Genomic DNA, 24,046 nt, shown 5'->3' with positions numbered 1-24,046 from the left:
AACTGCCTCTCCTGCGACAGCCTTGGAGGCAAAATTCAGCGATCGCCGTTCGGTTCGTTGGCCGCTGCTGAATCGCCGTTGGGATCAGGCAAAGCTCGCCTTGTTGGCGAGACCGAGGTCTTCCGCGAAACGAAAACCCAGCTTGCGGAAATCTTGGGTGAGTGGTCCTGATTGCCGCCTTCCGAGGAGTTTCTTGACGAGCATAGCTCGCCGACTGACGGCAGAATTCGCCGTACTAACTCGCGGAAAAGTACGGCAGCACTTCATAAGCAGCTGAAATTGCGTGGTGATCCCGACAGGAATCGAACCTGTGACCTACAGATTAGGAATCTGCCGCTCTATCCTACTGAGCTACGGGACCACGCGGCCCGACACATAGCCGCTTCGGACCGTTTCGCCAAGAGGCCGGCCGAAGGCAATTCGGCCGGCACCCGCAGGCCAGCCGTCAGGCGGCCAGCGCCGTTTCCGCCAGCTTCACCCAGTAGCTCATGCCGTGGGGGATGGCTTCGTCGTTGAAGTCGTAGGCCGGGTTGTGGAGACCGGCCGTATCGCCATTGCCGATGAAGATGAAGGCGCCGGGCCGGGCTTCCAGCATGTAGGAGAAATCCTCGCCGCCCATCACCGGCTGGATGCCCCGGTGGACATGGGCGTCGCCCGCCACGTCGGCCGCAACGTCGCTGGCGAAGACGGTCTCTTCCGCGTGGTTGAACGTCACCGGGTAGTTGGCATCGTAGTCGACTTCGATCCTGGCGCCGAAGGCGGTCGCCAGGCCCTCGCAGATGGCACGGATGCGCTCTTCCGACTTCCTGGCGACCTCCTTGCGCAAGGTGCGCACGGTGCCGGCGATCTCGGCCGATTCGGGAATGATGTTGTAGGCGTCGCCGGCATGAAACTTGGTCACCGAGACAACCACGGCTTCGACTGGATCGGTGCTGCGCGAGGCGATCGTCTGGAGCGCGCCGACCAACTGGCTGGCGATGACGATCGGATCGATCGTGCCATGCGGCATCGCGGCATGGCCGCCCCGGCCCTTCACGGTGATGGTGAATTCGGCCGTCGCCGCCATGATCGGGCCTGGGCGGATGGCGAACTGTCCGACAGGCAGGCCCGGCATGTTGTGCATGCCGAACACCCTGGAGATGTCGAAGCGCTCCATCATGCCGTCCTTGACCATCTCGTGGCCGCCGCCGCCGCCTTCCTCCGCCGGCTGGAAGATCACCGCCACCGAGCCGGCGAAATTGCGTGTCTCGGCAAGGTATTTCGCGGCACCGAGCAGCATCGCGGTATGGCCGTCATGGCCGCAGGCATGCATCTTGCCGGGAACGGTCGAAGCGTAGGGTTTGCCCGGTATCTCGTTGAGCGGGAGCGCATCCATGTCGGCGCGCAGGCCGATTGTGGTGCCTTCGCCCTGACGGCCGCGGATGATGCCGACGACGCCGGTCTTGCCAAGGCCGGTCACCACGTCGTCGCAACCGAACTCCTTCAGCTTTTCGGCGACGAAGGCCGCCGTCTTGAAGACATCGAAGTTCAGCTCCGGCGTCTGGTGCAGATGCCGGCGCCAGCCGGCAACTTCGTCCTGCATTTCGGCGGCGCGGTTCAGGATTGGCATGATGGTTCCATTTCGTTGTTGGAGCGGCCGGTTTCAGCCGGGTATTTTGCAATTGTGCCCGGTGTTCTGCAATTGTGATTGTCAGGCACTTTGCCATGTTGGCGTCACATAGGGTAAATAGCACCGCGACGATGCGGTCCGTTTTTGAGGGGCGGACCCATTATGCTGGCGGTCACGTAACGAAATCTTACGGAGCCAGGGGCAATCAGGGCAAGAGGCGATTTCGGATTAGATCATGCGGCACAGGCATTTCCTCAGACTATTCTCGGCCGGCGCAATCGTGCTGTCGGTCCTGGCCGGGCCGGCGCTGGCCAATCCGGTGGTTGTCTTCGACCTGAAAAGCGGCCAGATCCTGCAGCAGCAGGATGCGTTCAAGCGCTGGTATCCGGCCTCGCTCAGCAAGCTGATGACCGCTTACGTGACCTTCCGGGCGATCGCGGCCGGTGAAGTCCAGCTTGATTCGCCGATCAAGGTGACGAAACATTCCGCCGCCGAGCCGCCGAGCAAGATGGGCTTCAAGCCGGGTTCGGTGATGCGGCTCGACAATGCGCTGAAGATGATGCTGGTCAAGTCGGCCAACGACATCGCCATGGCTGTCGGCGAGAATGTCGGCGGCTCGCAAGCCGCCTTCGCCGAACGCATGAACGCCGAAGCGGCCCGGCTCGGTATGAACGGCACCCATTTCGTCAATCCGAACGGCCTCTACTCGCCCGACCAGTACACGACGGCGCGCGACCTTTCGATCCTGGTGATGGCGATCCGCCGCGAGTTTCCGCAATATGCGCCGTGGTTCTCTATCGAGGGGCTTGCGGTCGGCAAGAAGGCGATCCCGAACTACAATCTCCTGATCGGCCGCTATCCCGGCGCCGATGGCATGAAGACAGGCTTTGTCTGCTCTTCCGGATTCAACATGATCGGCTCGGCGACCCGCAACGGCCGCACGCTGGTGGCGGTTGTGCTCGGCGAGAAATCGGCGGTCAGCCGTGCCCAAGCCGCGGCCAGGCTGCTCGACCAGGGTTTTGACACGCCGGACGCCGGCTCTACGACAATCACGACGCTGGCGCCTTACGGCGACACCGTCTCTCCCAACGACATGCATGACGAGATCTGCAAGAAGAGGAAGCGGGAGGAGCAGTCCGAGGCGCCGCCAGCGGCCGCCAAGGACGGGTCGAAATCGCCTTATCGGGAGAAGCTCGATCATGTGCCGACGCTGGTTGCCGTCGGCCTCGGCGGCGCCACCGGTCCGGCACCGAAGGCGATGCTCGACGAGGGCGAGCAGCAGTATGCCGACGTGCCGATCCCAAGCTGGCGGCCTGACATGCCGGTGCCGGCCGGCGCCGGTCCGACCATGGCGGGTTCGGCTGCCCAGGGCGACCAGCCGGTCAAAGCCGCGAATTAGCCAATGAGCGGCTTCCCCGTTCCCGTCTCGGTGCTGACCGGCTTTCTCGGCGCCGGCAAGACGACGCTGCTCAACCGGCTCCTGAAGGATCCGGCGCTGGCCGACACGGCGGTCATCATCAATGAATATGGCGAGGTGGCGATCGACCATCTGCTGGTGGAGCAGGCGTCCGACGGCATCATCCAGCTTTCGGACGGCTGCCTGTGCTGCACGGTGCGCGGCGAACTGGTCGACACGCTGGCCGACCTGGTCGACCGGCTGCAGACCGGCCGCCTCGCCCGGCTCGCGCGCGTCATCGTCGAGACCACGGGGCTTGCCGATCCGGCGCCGGTGCTGCAGTCGGTCATGGCGCATCCGGCGCTGGTCCAGGCCTTCCGGCTCGACGGCGTCATCACTTTGGTCGATGCCGTCAATGGCAATGCCACGTTCGACGCCCATGTCGAGGCGGTCAAGCAGGTCGCGGTCGCCGACCGCATCGTCTTGAGCAAGGCCGAGCTGGTGACCGATCCCGCTGACCTCGACAGGTTGCGGGCACGCCTGCGGCAGATCAACCCGGGTGCCGAACTGCTTGATGCCGCCGATACTGGGACAGGCGTCGCGGCGCTGTTTGACTGCGGCCTTTACAATCCCGCCACCAAATCCGCCGACGTGCGGCGCTGGCTCGGCGAGGAGGCGGCGCACGATCACGACCATCACCACCATGGTGACCATGATCACGGTCATGGTCATGATCATGGTCACCATCATGGCCACCGGCACGATCAGCGCGTGCGCTCCTATTCGCTGGTGCATGACGGTCCGGTGCCATTCTCGGCGATCGAGATGTTCCTCGACCTTTTGCGTTCCGCGCATGGCGAGCGCCTGCTGCGCATGAAGGGGGTCATCGAACTCAAGGAAGATCCGTCGCGGCCGCTGGTCGTACATGGCGTGCAGAAAATCCTGCATCCGCCGGCGCGGCTGCCTTCCTGGCCGGACGGCCAGCGAGGCACGCGGCTGGTGCTGATCACGCTGGACATGCCGGAAGACTATGTGCGCCGGCTGTTCGCCGCCTTCACCAACCAGCCATCGATCGACACGCCCGACCGCGCGGCGTTGGAAAACAATCCGCTGGCGATCGCCGGGCGGTAGCGCTTTCGGGTCCAATCAATTCTCATAACGTCGCGCCGCGCCTCATCTGCCGCCACCTTCTCGGCGTATAGTGACGGGGAGAAGGGAGATGGCCGCAACGCCGGTGCTTCTACAACGCTGGCGGTTGGCGAAGCGGTCGGCGGCAGCGTCTTTCTCCCCGTTACTCTACGGGAGAAATGCCCGGCGGGGTAATGAGGGCAGCGCCAACCCTGCAGAAAGCGCTCTCAGATCGTCTCGCCGCGCTCGACCAGAAAGCGGTGGCCACCGGAAATGGCTGAAGTCTCGATCAGTTGATGGCCGCTATCGGCGCAGAATGCCGGGATGTCGATGACAGCCAGCGGATCGGTGGTCTCAAGCCAGAGCCGGCCGCCCGGCTGCATCCCGGCCAGACGCTTTTTCGCTTTCAACACGGGCAGGGGGCAGTTCAGCCCCTTGAGGTCGTAGATGGCTGTCACTTCGGCCAAGGTGAAAACCTCAGCCGCCGAACATGCCGAGCAGCTTGTTCTTCAGCTTGGTAACCCGGCTCTCCTCGGCGCTCGCCGCCTGCGTTTCGGCCGGTGGCGCCTCGGTGGGGGCGGCGATGGTCGCCGTGGCGACAGGGGCTTGCTTGGCTTGCTTGGCTGCTTCCTTTTCAGCCACAGCTTGCGCCTTGGCGGCTTCCTTTTCGGCCAGAGCCTGTGCCTTGGCGGCTTCCTTGGCTTGCTTGGCCGCCTCTATGGCAGCCAGCCTCTGTTCCTCGGCCTTCTGCTTGGCGGCTTTTTCGGCATCAAGTGCCGCCATCTTGCGGCCAGCGGGCGAATCGATGCGGCCCATGCGGGTCGTCTCGGTCACCGAGCCGTCGGCGTTGACTGACGGCGGGTCGATCGGCACGCGCTCGCCGCGCGCCCGGCGCTTGGACCAGTCGGAGACGATGCTGGCTTCCTTGACGCCGGCGATGGTCGGCTTGGGGGCGGGCGTACTGGATTTCAGCGCGCTGCCGAATGCCGCGTCATAGCTTTTCTCATAATCGGCGTAGGCCGTCTTGAGAGAATCCGGCTGCGACATCGCCGGGCAGGGGCCGGTTGGATTGAAGGTCGTGCCTTCGGGGGCGACCTGGTTGAAGACATAGCGTTTCTCGCAGACATCAACCTTCGGCGGCACCTTGGTGATCTCGAAATTGTCGTAGCCGACCTTCAGCATCTTCCAGAATTCATAGTTCGGGTCGTTGCGGTAGCGCGCCATGTTGGCGGCGGTCATGCGGAACGGGAAGGCCTGAACCTGGAATTCGGTCTGGCCACCCTGGAAGGCGTCGCGGCCGAAGGCATAAATCTGCTCGATCTGCGCGTCCGTCATCGAATAGCAGCCCGACGACGAACAGGCGCCGTGCACCATCAGATTCTGGCCAGTGCGGCCGTTGGCGCGGTCATAGGCGTTGGGAAAACCGATGTTGAAGGACAGATGGTAGTTCGAGCGCGGATTCATCTGCGCCGGACGGACCGTGTAGAAGCCTTCCGGCGCCTGGCGGTCGCCTTCGGTGTATTTCGGTCCGAGCTTGCCCGACCATTTGCAGATGTCGTAGCTCGCCACCATGTCGTAGCGGCCGTTGGTCTTGGCCTTCCAGATCTCCAGCTTGCCCTCTTCCTTGAAGATACGCGCCATCACCGAAGAGGTGCGCACCATGCCCTTGGCCCTCATGTCGGCCAGGATCTTGTCGGGCAGCGGCTTGTTGGCCTCAGGCGCAAAATCCTTCATCGACGAATCATTGCAGCCGGCGATGGCTATCGAGGCGGCGACGACTCCGGTGCGGGCGAGCTTGGCAAACATGGATAGGGCTATGTCTTTTTTCCTCGGGCCAATGGCTTCGCAACAGCCAAGCCCGCATGCTGAACACCGACGGACCGTAAGCCCGTTAACCTTGAAAATTCCTTACCGCAAGCTTCGACCAACCCCTCACGGCAATTTCATTGAACCGAATCCGGCGGCATTTTTGTGGCGAAAGCGCTCATTGCCGCCACATTGCGGTGGGCAGGCAGCTTCCGATGGCCTCTTTGCGCTGTCAGGCGGTCAGAGGCTGCGGCCCATCGCCAGGTATTTCTCGCGGCGCTGTTCGCGGAAATCGGTGTTGGCGCCGGCGAATTCCTTCATCGTCTTGGCGATGAGGTCGCCAGTCGCGGCAATCACCTTCTCGGGCGCACGCTGGGCGCCGCCCATCGGCTCGGGGATGATGGCGTCGATGATCTTCAGTTCCAAAAGATCCTGCGCGGTGATCTTCATGTTGGTCGCCGCGTCCTTGGAGCGCGTGGTGTCGCGCCACAGGATCGAAGCCGCACCCTCCGGCGAAATCACCGAATAGATGGCATGTTCGAGCATATAGACGCGATTGGCGGTGGCGATGGCGATGGCGCCGCCCGAGCCGCCTTCGCCGATGACCACGGAGATCGAAGGTACCTTGAGCGCAAGGCAGGCCGAGGTCGAGCGGGCAATGGCTTCGGCCTGGCCGCGCTCTTCGGCACCGACGCCGGGATAGGCGCCCGCGGTGTCGACCAGCGTCAGGAGCGGAATCTTGAAGCGGTCGGCAAGCTCCATCAGCCGCACGGCCTTGCGATAACCCTCGGGGCGCACAGAACCGAAATTGTGCTTCAGGCGGCTTGTCGTGTCCGAACCCTTTTCCTGGCCGATGATCGCCACCGGCTCGCCGCGGAAACGGGCGAAACCGCCGACGATCGCCTGGTCCTCGCCGAAATTGCGGTCGCCGGCGAGCGGCGTGAAGTCACTGAACAGGCCCTTGATGTAGTCGACGCAATGCGGCCTGTCGGAGTGGCGCGCCACCTGCACCTTCTGCCACGGCGTCAGCGCCTTGTAGAGATCGCGCAAGGCATCGCGCGACCGCTTTTCCAACCGGGTGATCTCATCGGCGACATCGACCGCCTCGCCGTTCTCGGCAAGCTTCTTCAGCTCGAGGATCTTGAGCTCAAGATCCTGCACCGGCTTTTCGAAATCGAGGTAATTGTACATGCTTGAGCGGACCGATACGTCGGAAGGCAAGGACCGCGGAACCCTTGAAACCAAGGCTCCGGGCAGTGAAATGTCGTCCTCACATAGCGATATGAGGCCTAGTCGGCAAGCGGGTGATGATCGTTGACCAGCCGCACCAGCCGCTCTTCCAGCACATGGGTGTAAATCTGTGTCGTCGATATGTCGGCATGGCCAAGCAGCTGCTGCACGGCCCTGAGGTCGGCGCCGTTCTGCAGGAGATGACTGGCGAAAGCATGGCGCAGCACATGCGGCGATATCTTGGCCGAGGCGATGCCGGCGCGCGCCGCCAGTCCTTTGAGGTTGCGGGCAAAGACCTGGCGCGAGAGATAGCCGCTGTCGGATGCTGCCGGAAACAGGAACGGGCTTTCGGCGAAAGCGGGCACCCCGGCCCGGGCGGCAAGCCAGGCACGCATGGCCGCGCGCGCCTTGCCCGACAGCGGCACCATGCGCTCCTTGTCGCCCTTGCCGCGCACCATGAAGAAACGGTCATCCCGCTGCGCCACCGTTACAGGCAAGCCGACAAGCTCGGAAACGCGCAGTCCGGTGGCGTAGAGCACTTCGACCAAGGCATGCAGGCGCAGCTCCGCCAGCCTGTCGCCATGGCCAAGCCCGGGATCGCTGGCCTCGAGGGCCGCACGGTCGATCAGCCGGCCGGTCTCGGCCTCGCTCATCGTCTTGGGCAGCGGGCGGCCCTTTTTCGGGCTGTCCAGCGTGCCGGTCGGGTCGTCGCCGCGCAGGCCCTCGGCATAGAGGAACTTGAAGAACTGACGGATCGCGGACAGTTTGCGCGCCTGCGATGTCGGCGCGAAGCCGCGCGCGGCGATCTCGTCGAGATAGGCGCGGATATCGGCCGCGGCCGCACCGGCGAGCCCGCCATCGATTTCGGTCGAAGCGTCCTCGAGGTCGCGGCGGTAGGAGGAAAGCGTGTTCTCGGCAGCGCCGCGCTCGGCGCTCATCATTTCCAGAAAGGCTTCGATGCGGGCGGCGCTGTTCATTTCCTTCAGGCGGTTCCGAGATCGGTTTCTTCTTGGAGCTCAGTTTTTCCTGGAGCTCAGTTTTTCCGGGGATTCAGCTTTTCCTGGGGGATGCGCACGCTCATCTCCGCTTTTTTCGGCTCGACGAACATCACCAGCGCGAACATCGTACCATAGGCAATGCCGGCCAGAATCGCGAGGGTCACGACAAAGCGAAACAGTGTCGGCATCAATTTTCGCTCGTCTTCTTGTTCTGCGTTTCCAAACCCTGTGCCCTTATGGGACGCCAATCCGGCCAATTCAAGAACAAGCGGAGGCCTGTTCGCAACTTCTGATGCGTCCGTCTGCCCATATCGGGCTCAGGGCACTCGGCGCTTGACGCAAACCGGCTTTTCATGTCGATACGCCGGCAAAGAGGGCCCAAGAAACGCCGATGAACGCACAGGCAAATCCTCCAGGCGAGACCCATGCCGCGCTGCTTGGCCAGCTGGGCAACCGGTCCATCGTGTTTGTCGGGCTGATGGGCGCCGGCAAGACGGCGATCGGCCGCAAGGTGGCGACGATGCTGGCGTTGCCGTTCATGGACAGCGACCATGAGATCGAAAGCGTTTCGCGCATGACCGTCCCTGAACTGTTCGAGCGCTACGGCGAGACCGAGTTCAGGGCCCTGGAGCAGCGTGTCATCCTGCGCGTGCTGGAGAACGGCCCGCAGGTTCTGTCCACCGGTGGCGGCGCCTACATGAACGCGCAGACGCGCGAGGCCATCGCCGCCCGTGGCGTGTCGGTGTGGCTGAAGGCAGAGCTCGACCTTCTGATGGACCGTGTTTCCAAGAAGCAGAACCGGCCGCTCCTGAAAAGCGCCGATCCGCGCGCCGTGCTGGAGCGACTGATGGGGGAGCGCTATCCGGTCTATGCGACATCGGATGTCACCGTGCCCACCCGCGACGACCGCAAGGAGGTCATCGCGGCCGAGGTGGTGGAGGCGCTGTGCCGGCATTTCGGCATCGATGCGATCGTCGCGACGGGCGAGGTCGAATCATGAGCGCGGATCAGCCAGTCACCGTCGAAGTCGGGCTCGGCGACCGGGCCTACGACATATTGATCGGCTCCGGCCTGCTTTCGCGCGCCGGCACCGAGATCGCGCGCCGCCTGCCGGGCACGCGCGCCGCTGTCGTTACCGACGAGAATGTCGCCGCCGCGCATCTCGATACGCTGAAGGCCGGGCTCGAGAAGGGCGGCATCCAGCCCGTTGTCATCACGATGCCGCCCGGCGAGAAGACCAAGAGCTTCGCCCATCTCGAGGAGGTGGTCGATGGCGTTCTGGCCGCCAGGCTGGAGCGCGGCGACGTGGTCGTCGCGCTTGGCGGCGGCGTCATCGGCGATCTCACCGGTTTTGCCGCCGGCATTGTGCGGCGCGGCATGAATTTCGTGCAGATCCCGACCTCGCTGCTGGCGCAGGTCGATTCCTCGGTCGGCGGCAAGACCGGCATCAACAGCCCGCGCGGCAAGAATCTTGTCGGCGTCTTCCTCCAGCCCAAGCTGGTGCTGGCCGACACCGAAACGCTCGACACGCTGCCGGTCCGCGAATTCCGCGCCGGCTATGCCGAGCTTGCCAAATACGGGCTGATCGACCGGCCGGAATTCTTCGCCTGGCTGGAAGCGAACTGGGCCAAGGTGTTCGCCGGCGGTCCGGAGAGGGCGCAGGCGATTGCCGAGGCCTGCCGCGCCAAGGCCGATGTCGTCGCCCGCGACGAGTTCGAGACCGGTGACCGGGCGCTGCTCAACCTCGGCCACACGTTCGGCCATGCGCTGGAGGCCGCCACGCAGTATGACGGAACCCGCCTTGTCCATGGTGAAGGCGTCGCCATTGGCATGGCGCTGGCGCATCGGTTCTCGTCGCGGCTCAACCTGGCGAGCCCCGATGACGCGGCGCGTGTCGAGACGCATCTGCGCGCCGTCGGCCTGCCGTGGCGGATGGCCGACATTCCGGGCGACTTGCCGGATGCCGAGGCGCTGCTCGCCTTCATCACCCAGGACAAGAAGGTGTCGCGGGGCGCGCTGACCTTCATCCTGACGCGCGGCATCGGCCAGGCCTTCATTGCCAAGGACGTGCCGGCCTCGGAAGTGCTGTCGTTCCTCAGGGAAAACCATCCGGTCAGCAGGAAAGCCGGCTGAGATGGAGACCGGCTGGATCGTTGCCGCCATCCTTGCCGTTCTCGTCCTGCTGGCCCTTGCGTTGCGCAAGAGCCTGCTGGCCGTGCTCGGCTACGAGCTGTCGCGCATCGAACCGCAGCGCTCGAGTGAGGCCGAATTGCGCGGCGCGGTCGATGATTTCCGCCGCGATGGCCAGGTGGTGCGCGAGGATCGCGACCGCGTGGGCGGCCTGTTCGATCTCGCAGAGCTCGAAGTCTCCGACATCATGGTGCATCGCACCAACATGCGCTCGGTCAATGCCGACAATGCGCCGGAAGCGGTGGTGCGCGAGATCCTGCAAAGCCCGCACACCCGCATGCCTTTGTGGAAAGGCTCGCTCGACAACATTGTCGGTGTGCTGCACGCCAAGGATCTGCTGCGCGCGCTGAACGAAGTCGGCAATGATTTTTCGCAAATCGACGTGATGAAGATCGCCTCGAAACCGTGGTTCGTGCCCGACACGACGACCTTGCAGGAACAGCTCAACGCCTTCCTGCGACGCAAGGCGCATTTCGCCGTCGTCGTCGACGAGTATGGCGAGGTCGAGGGACTGGTGACGCTGGAAGACATCATCGAGGAGATCGTCGGCGAGATCGCCGACGAGCACGATGTCGACATCCAGGGTGTCAAGCAGGAGGCCGACGGTTCGGTCGTCGTCGACGGCACCGTGCCGATCCGCGACCTCAACCGGGCGCTCGACTGGAGCCTGCCGGACGAGGAGGCGACCACGATTGCCGGCCTCGTTATCCACGAGACGCAATCTATCCCCGAGGAAAAGCAGGCTTTCACCTTCCACGGCAAGCGCTTCATCGTCATGAAGCGCGACAAGAACCGGATCGCAAGGCTCAGAATCAGACCCGCGGCCGACGCTTAGACCAGGATTGTCGGATTAGGATCATGCTTACGCTCAGCAGTCCTTGGTCCAGCGTTCGCTGAGCGTCGCCCCCGTTTCGGCGTCGATCGCCACCAGGCTGACTTCGTAACCCCAGAGATTTCGGATGTGGCGAAGGGTTGCGTCGCGGCTTTCATTATCGAGCATGATGCCATTCTTCACCTTGTGCTGCAGCCGCAAATGCCTGTCCCCGAGCAGGGCCACGTCCACGACCTGGATATCCGGCCGGCTTGCACCCAAATCATAGCTCTGGGCCAGCGCGGCCCTTATCCTGTTGTAGCCGCGCTCGTTGTGGATCGAAGCGACCTCGTAGTGCGGTTGGTCGGCTCCGTCGCCCAGCACGAAGAACCGCCATTTCCGGATCAGGGTCGGACTGAGATATTGGCGGATGAAGGATTCGTCGCGGTGATTGGCCCAGGCGTCGAGCAAGGTTTCAAGCCAGTCGCCGCGGCCGGCAATGTCAGGGAACCAATCACGATCCTCCGCTGTGGGCTCGGTCGAGATGCGCTGGATGTCCTGCATCATGTCCAGACCCAGAGCATAGGGATTGATACCGGAAAACCGCGGGTCGTCGAAGGACGGCTGGAAGATCACATTCGAATGGTTGCGCAGGATTTCGAGCATGGCGCCTTCGCTGATGCGGCCACGGTCGAAAAGCGTGTTCATGAGCGTGTAGTGCACGAAGGTGGCGCAACCCTCGTTCATCACCTGGGTTTGCCGCTGCGGATAAAAGTACTGGGCAATGACGCGGACGATCCTGACAATCTCACGTTGCCAGGGCTCAAGGATAAGGCTGGTTTTCTCAAGGAAATAAAGCAGGTTTTCCTCCGGCAGATGGAGCGATTTCTTCCGCTCCGACACGCCGTCTTCGCTAGTTTCGGCCTTGTCGTCCTCTTGCGAAGGAGGCAGCGTACGCCACAAATCGTTGTAGGAGCGTTCCTCGTATTCGAGGCGCTCTCGAAGCTCTTCGCGCTGCTGCTCCCCTGACGGTTTTGGCGGCCGATGATATCGGAAGACGCCCTGGTCCATCAACGCGTGGGCGGAATCGAGGATCGCCTCCACGGCGGCGAGGCCATGTCGTTCCTCGCATCGGGATATATAGCTCTTGGCGAAGTTCAGATAGCTCAGAATCCCCCCTGCGTCCGTCCATTGCCGGAAGAGATGATTGTTCTTGAAGAAGTGATTGTGTCCAAGCGCGGCATGGGCCGTCACCAGGGCCTGCAACGCCATGGTGTTTTCCTCCATGAGGTAGACGATGCAGGGATTCGAGTTGATGACCAATTCATAAGCCAGCCCACGTCTGCCTTTGCGGTAGAGAAGCTCGTTGTAGAGGAAATGCTTGCCGAACGACCAATGCTGGTACATCAGCGGCATACCGACCGAGGAATAGGCGTCGAGCATCTGCTCGGAGGAAATGACCTCCATCTGCACGGGGTAAACGTCTAGGCGAAGCTCTTCCATCCCAAGCGCTTCGATCTCGTCGTAGACCCGCGACAGTTTCTTGAAGTCCCAGTCCGCCCCGGAAAAGAGCAATTCGGATTTGCGCGCTGGAGTGCCCATCCGCCTTGTCCTCATGCGCTTTTGCGCAGTGCCGGCTGCCTGGCGAAGAGTTCACGAAAGACCGGATAGATGTCGGCTGGAGCAGCAATGCGCTTCATCTGGAAATTTGGCCATTTTCCATCGACAGTGCTGTAGGCGCGCCAGAGCGAGGTCCCGTTTTCGGTCGAACCGAAAATATGGCTCTCGCGTTCATCGATGATCTCCACATAGGCGAAATACTGGCACAGGCGCATGAGCTTGCCGCCGAGAAGCTCTATGCAGCGCTCGGAGTCGGTGGCGAAATTGTCGCCGTCGGACGCCTGGGCGGCATAGATGTTCCACTCCTTGGCCGGGTAGCGCTGTTCGATGATGCGATGCATTTCCTCAAGTGCCGTGGAAACGACGGTGCCGCCGCTCTGGGTGTGATAGAAGAACGTCTGTTCGTCCACCTCCTGGGCCTCGTGAGTGTGTCGAATGAACACGATGTCCGTCCTCTCATAACGGCGCGTCAGGAAGAGGTGCAGCAGCACGAAGAACCGTTTGGCCAGATCTTTTTCGCGCTCTCCCATGGACCCGGACACATCCATCAAGCAAAACATGACGGCGCTGGCATTGGGCTGTGGCTGCGGGTCGAAACGATTGAAGCGGATGTCGACCGGATCGACATAGGCAACTCGCCTGCGGCGACGTTCCAGCCGGTCGAATTCCTCGCGCAAAGCCGCGATCCGCTCGCGCCTTGCCGTGTCGAGCGGTTGTGCTTCCAGTATGGCGATCTGCATGGCGATCGCGTCCAACTGCGCCTGTTTGGGACGCCGAAGCGCGATGCGGCGGCCATGGCTGTTGCGCATGGTGCGGCCGACGTTGATGTTGGTCGGCGACCCGCTGGAGGCGAAGCCCGCCCGCTTTGGTTTGAACGTCAGTATCTGCTTGAGATTGAGCTTGACCAGATCTGGCAGTTCCAGATCCTCGAAGAAGAGGTCGAGAACCTCCTCGCGCGACAGCACGAAACGAAAATCGTCTTCGGATTCCTTGTTTCCGGGAGCGGAGGAGCCCATGCCTCCCCGCCCGGGCTTGGGGATCAGATCCCCGGAAATGTAAGTCCTGTTTCCGGGCAGGACGTGCTGGCGTCGGCCGCTATTTCCGGCATCGCTGAACACCGGCTCGCTGGTGTCCTTATGCGGCATGGGCACGGCATGCTCGCGGCCGACCTCAGCGATGCGGCCCTCGCGGACCTTGTCGCGGATGCTTCGCTTGAGTTCCTCGCGCGCGCGCTTGAGGAAGCGCTGGCGATTGCCCAGGCTCTTGTCCTTCGGATTCAGGCGGCGGTCGATGAAGATCGGCATGGAAGCGTTCGGGCTTGCCTCAACCCGCCTTGTTCACGCGCATGTACCAGTCGACAAGCCGGCGCACCTGCCGCTCCGTATAGCCGCGTTCCACCATGCGCTGCACGAATTCATTGTGGCGCTTTTCCGTGACACTGTCCTGCTTGGAGCCGAAGCTGATCACCGGCAGCAGGTCCTCGACCTGGCCGAACATGCGCTTTTCGATGACTTCGCGCAGCTTTTCGTAGCTTGTCCAGGACGGGTTGCGGCCATGATTGCGCGCCCGTGCCCGTAGCGTGAACTTGACCACTTCGTTGCGGAAGTCCTTGGGATTGGCGATGCCGGCCGGCTTCTCGACCTGCGACAATTCCTTGTCCAGAATCTCACGGTTGAGGATCTGTCCCGTGTCGGGATCCTTGTAGTCCTGGTCCTCGATCCAGGCGTCGGCATAGGCGATGTAGCGGTCGAAAAGGTTCTGGCCATACTCGCTGTATGATTCCAGATAAGCCTTCTGGATTTCATGGCCGATGAACTCGGCATAGCGCGCCGCGAGTTCCGACTTGATGAATTCGAGATAGGCAGCTTCCGTCTCCTTCGGGAACTGCTCGCGCTTAATCGCCTCTTCAAGAATATACATCAGATGCACGGGGTCCGCCGCGACCTCGTTGGTGTCGTAGTTGAAAGTCTGCGACAGGATCTTGAAGGCAAAACGTGTGCTTACGCCGGTCATGCCCTCGTCGACCCCCGCGGCGTCGCGATATTCCTGAACCGACTTGGCCCTGGGATCGACCTCCTTGAGGTTTTCGCCGTCATAGGCGCGCATCTTGGTGTAGAGCGGCGAATTTTCATGCGCCGCAAGACGGGTCGAGACCGTGAACCGGCTGAGAATGTCCAGCACCTCAGGCGCGCAGGGGCTGCCAGCCAGTTCGCTCTCGCGCAACAGCTTCTCGTAGATATGCCGTTCTTCGGTGATGCGCAGGCAGTAAGGCACCTTGACCACCAGAATGCGGTCGAGAAACGCCTCGTTGTTCTTGTTGTTTTTGAACTGCTGCCACTCCGACTCGTTCGAATGGGCAATGATGATGCCCTGATAGGGGAAGGAGCCGAAATTCTCGGTGCCATTGTAGCTGCCTTCCTGGGTCGCGGTGAGCAGCGGATGCAGGACCTTGATGGGCGCCTTGAACATCTCGACGAATTCGAGCAGGCCTTGCGTGGTCCGGTTCAGGCCGCCGCTGTAGGAATAGGCGTCCGGATCGGACTGGCTGAAATTTTCCAACTGTCTGATGTCGACCTTGCCGACCAGAGCCGAGACGTCCTGGTTGTTCTCGTCGCCGGGCTCGGTCTTGGCGATCGCGATCTGGCGCAATCTCGACGGCATCAGCTTGACGACGCTGAATTTGGAAATGTCACCGGACAGTTCGTCCAGCCGCTTGGCCGCCCAAGGCGAGATAAGTCCGTTGAGGCGGCGCCGGGCTATCCCGTATTTATCCTCCAGCAGGTCGCCCATGCGATCAGGATGGAAAAGGCCAAGCGGGGATTCGAAAATCGGACTGATCTGGTTGCCGACCTTGAGCGTGTAGATCGGTCGCTCTTCCATCAGTTTCTTCAGCCTTTCGGCAAGAGAGGATTTGCCGCCGCCGACAGGGCCGAGAAGGTAGAGGATCTGCTTGCGCTCCTCCAGTCCCTGGGAGGCATAGCGGAAATATCCGGCGATCCGCTCGATCGTATCTTCCATTCCATAGAAGTCGGAGAAGGAGGGATAGATCTTGACGGTGCGGTTGGAGAAGATGCGCCCGAGCCGCTCATCCTTGCTGGTGTCGACGAGGTTCGGCTCGCCAATCGCCTCGACCATGCGCTCGGGGGCCGAGGCGTACATCGACTTGTCTTCGCGGCAGGCCAGGAGATATTGCTGGAGACTGATCTCCTCCTGAGCCGCCTTGGTATAAATCTCTGAGAACAGATTGAAGACGTCAGACTGGTTCTCACCCATGATGCTTACCCTCAGAGCCGTTTTTGGCTGTCGAACGGCCACTTACCTATTCAACTGTCGGAACGCATTGTTGTTCCCTTCACATCAACGGGAGTACGTGCACTGCACATGAAACCGGGGATGCTGCCCATGCGTTGGACGCTCGCCATGGAACAGGAGAGATGGCGGGAGCACAATGATTGACCGACGAAGATTTGTCCTGGCTTCGATGGCGACGATGCTGCCACGGCGCGGGTCGGCCGCCTTGCGCGGCCCGGTGCCAAGGACCTTCGACTACGGGCCGGCCAAGCTCGACATCTATGCGCCCGATGGCGCCAAGGGCTTGCCGGTCGTCTTTTTCGTCCATGGCGGCACCTGGCAGTTCGGCAAACGTACGCAGGTGAACGCCAAGCCGGCCTTCCTGCTCGCCAATGGGTTCTGCTTCGTCTCGATCGACTACCGCATGCTGCCGCAAGCCGATGTCGCGACCCAGGCCGGCGACGTCGAAAGGGCCTATGTCTATGTCAGGGCCAACATCGCCCGGTTTGGCGGCGATCCCAGCCGCATCGTCGGCATGGGTCATTCGGCCGGCTGCCATCTGATTGCGTTGACCGGCATGCGCGGCGGATTGCCTGGCGTGGCGGCGCTCATCCTCGACGACACCAGGGCCTATGATCTTGCGGCGCTCCAGAAAAACGGCGGCATGGTGCGGGCCTATGCCCGGGTCTTTTCCGATCCTTCGCAATGGGCGGCATTGTCGCCGGCCAGCTATATCGATGGCCGCAAGCATCCGCCGACCTTCATCGCCTATTCCCGCGCCGAGGGTCGTGACCGGGACTCCAAGGCTTTCGCCGAGCGCCTGCGCGCCACGGGCACGCAAGTGACGCTGTTCGACGGCAGCGCCTACACGCATTTGTCGATCAACCGCGATTTCGGCGAAGACGGCGACGCGTTGACCGCCGCCGCGCTGGCGTTCCTGAAATCGACGGTCGGCTGATCCCTGCCGATTTCCGTCCGCCCCCTCTGTCACTGGATCATGCCAAAAGCGGCGGCGGGATATTGCCGCGCGGACGTCCGTGGGTGCAATTGCGCTATCTGTTTGTCTTGACGCAACTCCGGACGGAAAACCGATTCACGCTTTTCCCGGAATTGCTCCTCGATCGTGAGCGGGAGAAAATTGCATGAACGGTGCCGCTGTCCTGTGCGATGTGCTGCTGGCCAATGATGTGACGGTCTGCTTCGCCAATCCCGGCACCTCCGAGATGCATTTTGTGGCCGCGCTCGACCGCAAGCCTGAAATGCGCTGCGTGCTCGGCCTGTTCGAGGGCGTCGTGACCGGTGCCGCCGACGGCTATGCGCGCATGACCGATCGTCCCGCCGCGACGCTGCTGCACACCGGCCCGGGTCTCGCCAATGGGCTGGCCAATATGCACAATGCCCGGCGTGCGTTCAGCCCGATGATCAACATCGTCGGTGACCATGCCTCCTATCACCTGCCGCTCGACGCGCCGCTCACCAGTGATATCGAAGGCCTTGCGGCGCCGATGTCCAAATGGGTTCGCCGCATCGAGGGGCCGGCCGATGTTCAGCCGGCGACGGAGGCGGCCTTTCGCGCCTCGCTGACGCCGCCGGGCGTCACGACGCTGATCCTGCCGGCTGATGCTGCCTGGGGCGACGCTGCCCTGGCCTCGTCGGGCAAGGTCGTCGTTCCGCCGCCGCCGGCCGTCGACATGGACGCCGTGCGCAAGGTCGCCGCCGCGATCCGAAGCGCTCCAGGCCGCGTCGGCATGGTCGTCCGCGGGCGGGCCGCACGGGCCGATGGGCTCGAGATCGCCGGCCAGATATCAGCCGCCAGCGATGTCCGTCTGTTCAGCGAGGTGCTGATCGCGCGGATGCAACGTGGGCGCGGGCGAGTGGCGCCGACACGCATTCCTTATCCAATCGATGCGGCGACGGGGTTGCTCAGGGATATCGACGTGCTGGTGCTGGTCGGCGCGCGAGAGCCGGTCGCCTTCTTCGCCTATCCGGGAAAACCCGGACGGCTTGTCAGGGAAGACTGCCAGGTGATGACACTCGCCGCCCATGGCGATGACCTGCACGCGGCGCTGGAGGCGCTCCGCGATGAGTTCGGTGTCAAGCCGTCGCGGCAGATGATGTCCGCGACCGCCCTTCCAGAGGAGGCAACCCCGAGCGGCAACCTGACGGACGATGCCATCGCGCTGTCGGTGGCGCGCAAGCTGCCGGACAACGCGATCGTCTGCGATGAGGCGGTTACCTCGGCGCGCCGTTTCTTCGCGCTGTCGGCATTCGCGGCGCCACACGATTACATGATGGGCACGGGCGGATCGATCGGCGGCGGCATTCCGATGGCGACCGGGGCGGCAATCGCCTGTCCCGACCGCAAGGTGATCAATCTCGAAGCCGATGGCAGCGGCATGTATACGGTGCAGGGCCTGTGGACGCAGGCGCGGGAAAATCTCGACGTGGTAACGATCGTCTTTTCGAACCGGACCTACGCAATTCTGCATGGCGAGATGCGCAATGTCGGCGTGAGTGCCATCGGCGAGAATGCCAGGCGCATGCTCGACCTCGACCAGCCCGCGCTGGACTGGGTTTCGCTGGCCAAAGGTATGGGCGTGGAGGCGGCGCGCGCCGACACATGCGAGCGGTTCGATGCGCTCCTGGACAGCGCCTTGTCTCGGCGCGGTCCGTTCCTCATCGAAGCGCTGATCTGACCGTTTGCGAAAGGCGAGCCGTAGGTCGCCGGCTGAACGACCTACCAGCGGGTCTTTTCGCCGGGAGCCGCCGGTTCAATCGCCAGCGCATGCACACCGGCCTTCAATTCGTCGGCAAGCAGTTCGTTGACGGCGCGGTGGCGGTCGATGCGGCTCATGCCGGCAAAGGCGGACGCGACGACGCGGACGCGAAAATGCGTCTCGCCGGTACCGTCATAGGCACCGTGATGGTCGGAGCCATGATGGTGATGGCCGGCATGGAGGTGGCTTTCGTTGATGATGATCAGCCGCTCGGGCGAAAATGCCTTGTTGAGCTTGTCTTCCATGATCGCCTGTATGGACATCGCCATCTCCCTTCACCACATATGGCTGGTGCGTCAGCCTGGGGCCGCTGCAACGCTTCAACAAATAGATCGTTCGAACAAAATGGATCGTTCGTCCGCTTTTAAGCCGCGATTCAGCGGTTAGGGCGATGATCGCGAAAATGTCAATTCTTGTTTCGCATCTGCGAACGCCCCATAAATGGGTGAGATGAAGCCGTATCCCAAATATTTCGAGAAGATTCGCATCCGCCCGGAGAAGGACGCGGAGGTGAAGTCGGACTCGCCGATCTGCCAATGGGATGGCTGCAAGGAGCCGGGTACCCATCGCGCGCCGGTCGGGCGCATGAAGGAGGGCGAGTATTTCCGCTTCTGCTTCGACCATGTGCGCGAGTACAACAAGGGCTTCAACTACTTCTCCGGTGTGCCGGACACCGAGGTGGCGCGCTTCCAGAAGGAGGCGATGACCGGCCACCGGCCTACCTGGAAGATGGGCATCAACGGCGCCTCGACGCGTTCGTCGCCCGATATGGCGCAGATGCGCTCCGGCCGCGCCGGCTACTACAACCGCATGCGCGACCCGTTCGACCTGTTCAAGGGACCGAAGGACCCGCGCGAGGCGCGCGAGCGCAAGGCCAAGCCGCTTGAGGCCAAGGCGCTGGAAACGCTTGGCCTTGATACAAAGGCGACTGGCAAGGATATCAAGGCGCGCTATAAGGAACTGGTGAAGCGTCACCATCCGGATGCGAATGGCGGCGACAGAGGTTCGGAAGACCGGTTCCGCGATGTGCTGCAAGCCTATCGCGTGCTCAAACAGGCGGGCCTGTGCTGAGCGACCCTATGGTTTGTGTCGTTTTCCAACTTTCATAAGGGTGGAAAAGGCTCTAAGACCGCCCCCGAACAAAATCGATTGCCGGCGAAACGGGACGTTTCGCCCGTGGGAGACGTTGAGAGATATGAACAAGGTCGATCGCGACATTGCCAACCTGCCCGACACGACGGTGTCGGTGAAGGAGAAATTCGGCTTCGACTCCAAGATGGTGGTACCGGCCTATTCGGTCACCAGCGAGCATGTGCCCGATGTCGATCCCGACTATCTGTTCGACAAGGCGACGACGTTGGCGATCCTCGCCGGCTTTGCCTATAACCGCCGCGTCATGGTCTCGGGCTATCACGGCACCGGCAAGTCGACCCATATCGAGCAGGTCGCGGCGCGCCTCAACTGGCCCTGCGTGCGCGTCAACCTCGACAGCCACGTCAGCCGTATCGATCTTGTCGGCAAGGACGCGATCGTCGTCAAGGACGGGCTGCAGGTCACCGAGTTCCGCGACGGCATCCTGCCCTGGGCCTATCAGCACAATGTCGCGCTCTGCTTCGACGAATATGACGCCGGCCGTCCGGACGTGATGTTCGTCATCCAGCGCGTGCTGGAATCGTCGGGCCGGCTGACGCTGCTCGACCAGAGCCGGGTCATCCGTCCCCATCCGGCGTTCCGGCTGTTTTCGACCGCCAATACGGTCGGCCTAGGCGACACCACCGGCCTCTATCACGGCACGCAGCAGATCAACCAGGCACAGATGGACCGTTGGTCGATCGTCACCACGCTCAACTACCTGCCGCACGACAATGAAGTGAACATCGTGCTGGCCAAGGCCAAGCACTATCGCGACGGCAAGGGCAAGGACATCGTCAACAAGATGGTGCGCGTCGCCGACATGACGCGCTCGGCCTTCATCAATGGCGATTTGTCGACCGTGATGAGCCCGCGCACCGTGATCACCTGGGCCGAAAATGCCGAGATCTTCGGCAATATCGGCATGGCGTTCCGGTTGACCTTCCTCAACAAGTGCGATGAGCTCGAGCGCTCGGTGGTTGCCGAGTTCTACCAGCGCGCCTTTGGCGAGGATCTACCGGAGAGCGCCGCCAACGTGGTGCTGGGCTAAGCAGAGCCTCGATGGCGGGTCCAGGCGACAACACGCGCAACAAGTCGAAGACGGGGTCTGAAGCCGACAGCTTCAAGCGCGCCGTCACCGTCTGCATGCGCGCCATTGCCGGCGACAAGGACATGGAAGTCGGCTTCGCCAAGGACAGGCCGGCGCTGGCCGGCAGCCGCGCGCGTTTGCCAGAGCTGCCGAAGAAGGCGTCAAAGACCGATATCGCCATCACCCGCGGGCTCGGTGATTCCATGGCGCTGAAGCGCGCCTGCCATGATGTCCGCATCCACACCAAGCTGGCGCCGGAAGGCAAGGCAGCCCGTGCCGTCTATGACGCGGTCGAACAGGCCCGCGTCGAGGCGATCGGCAGCCGCGCCATGCAGGGCGTCGCCGACAATATCGGCTCAATGTTGGAAGACAAATACGCCAAGGCCAACCTCGTCGACGTCAAGGACAAGGCCGACGCGCCGATCGAGGAAGCGCTCGCGCTCATGGTGCGCGAGAAGCTGACCGGCCGCGCCATTCCGAAGAGCGGCGAGCGGCTGGTCGAACTCTGGCGGCCCTGGGTCGAGGAGAAGGCAAGCGCCGATCTCGACGGGCTTTCGGCCAAGCTCGACGACCAGCAGGCCTTTGCCCGCGTCGTGCGCGACATGCTCGCCTCCATGGAAATGGCGGAGGAACTCGGCGACGACCAGGAGACGGAAGACTCCGAGGACAATGACGACAACCAGCCGCAAGGCGAGGAGCAGAGCGAGGAGGGCGGCGAGGACGATTCCGGCTCCGAGCAGTCGCAATCCGAGGACGCCGAGGCGTCCGCCGACGACGAGCAGTCGGCAGAGACGGAAGCCTCCGATGCCACCGCCGACGATCTGTCGGACGATGACGATGCCGATGCCGAGACGCCTGGCGAGGCGCGGCGCAACGACAATCCCTTCACCAACCTGCCGAAGGAAATAGACTACAAGGTCTTCACCACCGCTTTCGACGAGACGGTCGGCGCCGAGGAGCTTTGCGAAGAGGAAGAGCTCGACCGGTTGCGCGCATTCCTCGACAAGCAGCTCGCCAATCTGTCCGGCGTCGTCGGCCGGCTCGCCAACCGCCTGCAACGCCGCCTGATGGCGCAGCAGAACCGGTCGTGGGATTTCGACCTGGAAGAAGGCTATCTCGACCCGGCGCGGCTGGTGCGCGTCGTCATCGATCCGATGCAGCCGCTGTCCTTCAAGCAGGAGCGCGACACCAAGTTCCGCGACACGGTGGTGACGCTGGTGCTCGACAATTCGGGGTCCATGCGCGGCCGGCCGATCACTGTCGCCGCGACCTGCGCCGACATCCTGGCGCGCACGCTGGAACGTTGCGGCGTCTCGGTCGAGATCCTCGGCTTCACCACAAGGGCCTGGAAGGGCGGACAGGCGCGCGAGAAATGGCTGAAGGACGGCAAGCCCCCCAACCCGGGCCGGCTTAACGATCTGCGCCACATCATCTACAAATCCGCCGACCATCCGTGGCGGCGGGCGCGGCGCAATCTCGGCCTGATGATGCGCGAAGGCCTGCTCAAGGAAAACATCGACGGCGAGGCGCTGCTGTGGGCACACAACCGCCTGATCGCCCGGCCCGAACAGCGCAAGATCCTGATGATGATCTCGGATGGCGCGCCGGTCGACGATTCGACGCTGTCGGTCAATCCGGGCAATTATCTCGAACGCCATCTGCGCGCCGTCATTGAACTGATCGAGACGCGCTCCCCGGTGGAGCTTTTGGCCATCGGCATCGGCCATGACGTCACGCGCTATTACAGGCGCGCCGTCACCATCGTCGATGCCGAGGAACTCGCCGGCGCCATGACCGAGCAACTGGCCTCGCTGTTTGCCGAGGAAAGCGCGCGCGACACGCGGCGCGGCGGCATCCGGCGCGCCGGATGATCCTTTCGCAGGGCGGCTTTCGGCAAACGGTTTTCGCCGCTTGCGCGCTCGCCAGTGTGGTCTTTTCGCCGGCCAATGCCAGCGGGCCGGCTTCGGTCGAGGTCTCGGCAAGACCAATAAGCCAGTTCAGAATAGGACATGACGAGAAACAGTTCGGTCCGCTCGAATTCGTCGGCGGACTGGAGATGACCTCGCCATCGCGCGATTTCGGAGGGCTGTCGGCTCTTCGTTTCCTGAAAGCGGGCGGCGATTTCATCGGCGTGGCCGATACCGGCTACTGGTTCTTCGGTACGGTGGCCCGCGACGCCGACAGGCGGCCCGTGGGCATCCAGAACTTCCGCATGCAGCAGATGGTCGACCAGAACGGCCAGCCTGTCGACGAGAAATCGGAAGTCGATGCCGAAGGTCTCGCGGTCAAGGACGGCGTCGCTACGGTCGGTTTCGAGCGCAATCACCGGATCGCCCAGTTCAACGTCGATCCCAGCAATATGAAGGCGTCATTCAAACAGCTGGACTTCCTGGTTCCGGTGCAGGAGTTGCGGCAGAACCGCGGCTTCGAGACCGTCACCCATGCCAATGCCGGCGGTCGGCATCAAGGCAGTCTGGTCGTGGTCTCGGAAAAGAGCCTCGACAAGGCAGGCAATATCTATGCCGCCATCATCGAAGGACCGCTCAAAGGCGTCTTCACCGTCACGCGCAATGGTGATTTCGACATCACCGATGGCGCCTTCCTGCCGGATGGCGACCTTTTGCTGCTGGAGCGCAGTTTCACGATGGAGGGCGGCCTCAGGATGCGTCTGCGACGCATCCACGGCGAGAGCGTCGAGAAGGGTGCCGTCGCCGACGGGCCGGTGCTGCTGGAGGCCGACATGGGCTACCAGATCGACAATATGGAAGGGCTCGATGTCTGGACCCGCGATGACGGCGCGTTGATGGTGTCGCTGATCTCCGACGACAACCACTCGATCCTGCAGCGCAACCTCTACCTGGAATTCATCCTGTACCAGAATTGAGCGGCGCACCTTTCCTCTCCCCCGTCGATCTGGGGAGAGGTGTCGAGCGTAGCTCGACGGAGTGGGGAGCGACGGTTCATCAGAG

21 protein-coding genes and 1 tRNA gene are annotated in these 24,046 nt (G+C 62.7%); 11 read left to right on the top strand and 11 right to left on the bottom strand.

All coding sequences use genetic code 11. The annotated features are described in order from the left end of the window. Positions 1 to 284: 284 nt before the first annotated feature. Positions 285 to 361: transfer RNA gene (locus FJW03_RS20735), tRNA-Arg, on the bottom strand. 84 nt (positions 362 to 445) lie between these two features. Further along, complete coding sequence (locus tag FJW03_RS20730; RefSeq protein ID WP_140691639.1) at positions 446 to 1,609, bottom strand: M20 aminoacylase family protein; 1,164 nt, start codon at positions 1,607 to 1,609, stop codon at positions 446 to 448. A 235-nt stretch (positions 1,610 to 1,844) separates the two neighbouring features. Here FJW03_RS20730 and FJW03_RS20725 point away from each other — a divergent pair, with 235 nt between their 5' ends. Both FJW03_RS20725 and FJW03_RS20720 read left to right on the top strand, forming a co-directional pair. Continuing rightward, positions 1,845 to 3,008 carry a D-alanyl-D-alanine carboxypeptidase family protein gene (locus FJW03_RS20725; protein WP_140691642.1) on the top strand — a complete coding sequence of 388 codons (1,164 nt, stop codon included), beginning with the start codon at positions 1,845 to 1,847 and terminating at the stop codon, positions 3,006 to 3,008. 3 nt (positions 3,009 to 3,011) lie between these two features. Beyond that, positions 3,012 to 4,136: a CobW family GTP-binding protein gene (locus tag FJW03_RS20720; RefSeq protein WP_140764480.1), complete on the top strand. Its 1,125-nt coding sequence runs from the start codon at positions 3,012 to 3,014 to the stop codon at positions 4,134 to 4,136. A 224-nt stretch (positions 4,137 to 4,360) separates the two neighbouring features. On the opposite strand, the gene FJW03_RS20715 is transcribed toward FJW03_RS20720, so the two are convergent. The 5 genes from FJW03_RS20715 to FJW03_RS20695 all read right to left on the bottom strand — a co-directional run bounded on the left by FJW03_RS20715 (position 4,361) and on the right by FJW03_RS20695 (position 8,355). Next, complete coding sequence (locus tag FJW03_RS20715) at positions 4,361 to 4,600, bottom strand: sulfurtransferase TusA family protein (RefSeq protein WP_140608705.1); 240 nt, start codon at positions 4,598 to 4,600, stop codon at positions 4,361 to 4,363. Between the two features lie 10 nt (positions 4,601 to 4,610). Continuing rightward, positions 4,611 to 5,939, bottom strand: a complete 1,329-nt coding sequence (locus FJW03_RS20710; RefSeq protein ID WP_140764477.1) for a L,D-transpeptidase family protein — start codon at positions 5,937 to 5,939, stop codon at positions 4,611 to 4,613. 240 nt (positions 5,940 to 6,179) lie between these two features. Continuing rightward, positions 6,180 to 7,130 carry an acetyl-CoA carboxylase carboxyltransferase subunit alpha gene (locus tag FJW03_RS20705; protein WP_140608701.1) on the bottom strand — a complete coding sequence of 317 codons (951 nt, stop codon included), beginning with the start codon at positions 7,128 to 7,130 and terminating at the stop codon, positions 6,180 to 6,182. A gap of 98 nt (positions 7,131 to 7,228) precedes the next feature. Beyond that, positions 7,229 to 8,146 (bottom strand): site-specific tyrosine recombinase XerD, encoded by a 918-nt coding sequence (locus FJW03_RS20700; RefSeq protein ID WP_140764474.1) that lies wholly within the window; start codon positions 8,144 to 8,146, stop codon positions 7,229 to 7,231. Between the two features lie 56 nt (positions 8,147 to 8,202). Continuing rightward, complete coding sequence (locus FJW03_RS20695; RefSeq protein WP_140608908.1) at positions 8,203 to 8,355, bottom strand: histidine kinase; 153 nt, start codon at positions 8,353 to 8,355, stop codon at positions 8,203 to 8,205. A gap of 203 nt (positions 8,356 to 8,558) precedes the next feature. On the opposite strand from FJW03_RS20695, the gene FJW03_RS20690 reads away from it, so the two are divergent. Genes FJW03_RS20690 through FJW03_RS20680 form a run of 3 tightly spaced genes read left to right on the top strand, consistent with a single transcriptional unit; the run spans position 8,559 to position 11,192 of the window. Next, positions 8,559 to 9,167: a shikimate kinase gene (locus FJW03_RS20690; protein WP_140608697.1), complete on the top strand. Its 609-nt coding sequence runs from the start codon at positions 8,559 to 8,561 to the stop codon at positions 9,165 to 9,167. Then, positions 9,164 to 10,300, top strand: a complete 1,137-nt coding sequence (gene aroB, locus FJW03_RS20685; RefSeq protein ID WP_140764471.1) for a 3-dehydroquinate synthase — start codon at positions 9,164 to 9,166, stop codon at positions 10,298 to 10,300. Before FJW03_RS20690 ends, aroB begins: the two co-directional genes overlap by 4 nt. Before the next feature lies 1 nt (position 10,301). Then, positions 10,302 to 11,192 (top strand): HlyC/CorC family transporter, encoded by an 891-nt coding sequence (locus FJW03_RS20680; protein WP_140764468.1) that lies wholly within the window; start codon positions 10,302 to 10,304, stop codon positions 11,190 to 11,192. Between the two features lie 33 nt (positions 11,193 to 11,225). Here the strand turns inward: FJW03_RS20680 and FJW03_RS20675 are convergent, their stop codons facing one another. Genes FJW03_RS20675 through FJW03_RS20665 form a run of 3 tightly spaced genes read right to left on the bottom strand, consistent with a single transcriptional unit; the run spans position 11,226 to position 16,061 of the window. Continuing rightward, positions 11,226 to 12,770 carry a SpoVR family protein gene (locus FJW03_RS20675; RefSeq protein ID WP_140764466.1) on the bottom strand — a complete coding sequence of 515 codons (1,545 nt, stop codon included), beginning with the start codon at positions 12,768 to 12,770 and terminating at the stop codon, positions 11,226 to 11,228. An 11-nt stretch (positions 12,771 to 12,781) separates the two neighbouring features. Continuing rightward, entirely contained in the window at positions 12,782 to 14,092 is a 1,311-nt protein-coding gene (locus FJW03_RS20670; protein ID WP_140764463.1) for a YeaH/YhbH family protein, read from the bottom strand. A gap of 19 nt (positions 14,093 to 14,111) precedes the next feature. Further along, complete coding sequence (locus FJW03_RS20665; RefSeq protein ID WP_140608687.1) at positions 14,112 to 16,061, bottom strand: PrkA family serine protein kinase; 1,950 nt, start codon at positions 16,059 to 16,061, stop codon at positions 14,112 to 14,114. A gap of 175 nt (positions 16,062 to 16,236) precedes the next feature. On the opposite strand from FJW03_RS20665, the gene FJW03_RS20660 reads away from it, so the two are divergent. Beyond that, positions 16,237 to 17,037 carry an alpha/beta hydrolase gene (locus tag FJW03_RS20660; protein WP_140764460.1) on the top strand — a complete coding sequence of 267 codons (801 nt, stop codon included), beginning with the start codon at positions 16,237 to 16,239 and terminating at the stop codon, positions 17,035 to 17,037. Positions 17,038 to 17,221: 184 nt separating this feature from the next. Continuing rightward, entirely contained in the window at positions 17,222 to 18,775 is a 1,554-nt protein-coding gene (locus tag FJW03_RS20655) for an acetolactate synthase large subunit (protein ID WP_140764457.1), read from the top strand. 41 nt (positions 18,776 to 18,816) lie between these two features. Here FJW03_RS20655 and FJW03_RS20650 read toward each other — a convergent pair whose 3' ends face one another. After that, a complete protein-coding gene (locus FJW03_RS20650; RefSeq protein WP_140608681.1) occupies positions 18,817 to 19,119 on the bottom strand; it encodes a BolA family protein in 303 nt (100 codons plus the stop codon). Positions 19,120 to 19,297: 178 nt separating this feature from the next. On the opposite strand from FJW03_RS20650, the gene FJW03_RS20645 reads away from it, so the two are divergent. The 4 genes from FJW03_RS20645 (at position 19,298) to FJW03_RS20630 (ending at position 23,961) form a co-directional block, all read left to right on the top strand. Beyond that, positions 19,298 to 19,927, top strand: coding sequence for a J domain-containing protein (locus tag FJW03_RS20645; RefSeq protein WP_140764454.1), 630 nt, complete (start codon positions 19,298 to 19,300; stop codon positions 19,925 to 19,927). 124 nt (positions 19,928 to 20,051) lie between these two features. Beyond that, positions 20,052 to 21,038, top strand: coding sequence for a cobaltochelatase subunit CobS (gene cobS, locus FJW03_RS20640; RefSeq protein ID WP_056576002.1), 987 nt, complete (start codon positions 20,052 to 20,054; stop codon positions 21,036 to 21,038). An 11-nt stretch (positions 21,039 to 21,049) separates the two neighbouring features. Continuing rightward, positions 21,050 to 22,948, top strand: coding sequence for a cobaltochelatase subunit CobT (gene cobT, locus FJW03_RS20635; protein ID WP_140764451.1), 1,899 nt, complete (start codon positions 21,050 to 21,052; stop codon positions 22,946 to 22,948). Next, positions 22,945 to 23,961, top strand: a complete 1,017-nt coding sequence (locus FJW03_RS20630; protein ID WP_140764448.1) for an esterase-like activity of phytase family protein — start codon at positions 22,945 to 22,947, stop codon at positions 23,959 to 23,961. Before cobT ends, FJW03_RS20630 begins: the two co-directional genes overlap by 4 nt. The last annotated feature ends 85 nt before the right edge of the window (positions 23,962 to 24,046 follow it).

The organism is Mesorhizobium sp. B4-1-4 (assembly GCF_006439395.2).
Classification (GTDB): Bacteria; Pseudomonadota; Alphaproteobacteria; order Rhizobiales; family Rhizobiaceae; genus Mesorhizobium.
The sequence above is the reverse complement of the archived record's forward strand: the minus strand, read 5'-3'. Positions and strand labels throughout refer to the sequence as shown.

Bases quoted from the DNA above. Each gene is read 5' to 3' on its own strand.
- FJW03_RS20730 (WP_140691639.1), bottom strand. From the start codon at position 1,609: ATGCCAATCCTGAACCGCGCCGCCGAAATGCAGGACGAAGTTGCCGGC.
- FJW03_RS20725 (WP_140691642.1), top strand. From the start codon at position 1,845: ATGCGGCACAGGCATTTCCTCAGACTATTCTCGGCCGGCGCAATCGTG.
- FJW03_RS20720 (WP_140764480.1), top strand. From the start codon at position 3,012: ATGAGCGGCTTCCCCGTTCCCGTCTCGGTGCTGACCGGCTTTCTCGGC.
- FJW03_RS20710 (WP_140764477.1), bottom strand. From the start codon at position 5,939: ATGTTTGCCAAGCTCGCCCGCACCGGAGTCGTCGCCGCCTCGATAGCC.
- FJW03_RS20705 (WP_140608701.1), bottom strand. From the start codon at position 7,130: ATGTACAATTACCTCGATTTCGAAAAGCCGGTGCAGGATCTTGAGCTC.
- FJW03_RS20700 (WP_140764474.1), bottom strand. From the start codon at position 8,146: ATGAACAGCGCCGCCCGCATCGAAGCCTTTCTGGAAATGATGAGCGCC.
- FJW03_RS20695 (WP_140608908.1), bottom strand. From the start codon at position 8,355: ATGCCGACACTGTTTCGCTTTGTCGTGACCCTCGCGATTCTGGCCGGC.
- FJW03_RS20690 (WP_140608697.1), top strand. From the start codon at position 8,559: ATGAACGCACAGGCAAATCCTCCAGGCGAGACCCATGCCGCGCTGCTT.
- aroB (WP_140764471.1), top strand. From the start codon at position 9,164: ATGAGCGCGGATCAGCCAGTCACCGTCGAAGTCGGGCTCGGCGACCGG.
- FJW03_RS20680 (WP_140764468.1), top strand. From the start codon at position 10,302: ATGGAGACCGGCTGGATCGTTGCCGCCATCCTTGCCGTTCTCGTCCTG.
- FJW03_RS20675 (WP_140764466.1), bottom strand. From the start codon at position 12,770: ATGGGCACTCCAGCGCGCAAATCCGAATTGCTCTTTTCCGGGGCGGAC.
- FJW03_RS20670 (WP_140764463.1), bottom strand. From the start codon at position 14,092: ATGCCGATCTTCATCGACCGCCGCCTGAATCCGAAGGACAAGAGCCTG.
- FJW03_RS20665 (WP_140608687.1), bottom strand. From the start codon at position 16,061: ATGGGTGAGAACCAGTCTGACGTCTTCAATCTGTTCTCAGAGATTTAT.
- FJW03_RS20660 (WP_140764460.1), top strand. From the start codon at position 16,237: ATGATTGACCGACGAAGATTTGTCCTGGCTTCGATGGCGACGATGCTG.
- FJW03_RS20655 (WP_140764457.1), top strand. From the start codon at position 17,222: ATGAACGGTGCCGCTGTCCTGTGCGATGTGCTGCTGGCCAATGATGTG.
- FJW03_RS20650 (WP_140608681.1), bottom strand. From the start codon at position 19,119: ATGTCCATACAGGCGATCATGGAAGACAAGCTCAACAAGGCATTTTCG.
- FJW03_RS20645 (WP_140764454.1), top strand. From the start codon at position 19,298: ATGGGTGAGATGAAGCCGTATCCCAAATATTTCGAGAAGATTCGCATC.
- cobS (WP_056576002.1), top strand. From the start codon at position 20,052: ATGAACAAGGTCGATCGCGACATTGCCAACCTGCCCGACACGACGGTG.
- cobT (WP_140764451.1), top strand. From the start codon at position 21,050: ATGGCGGGTCCAGGCGACAACACGCGCAACAAGTCGAAGACGGGGTCT.
- FJW03_RS20630 (WP_140764448.1), top strand. From the start codon at position 22,945: ATGATCCTTTCGCAGGGCGGCTTTCGGCAAACGGTTTTCGCCGCTTGC.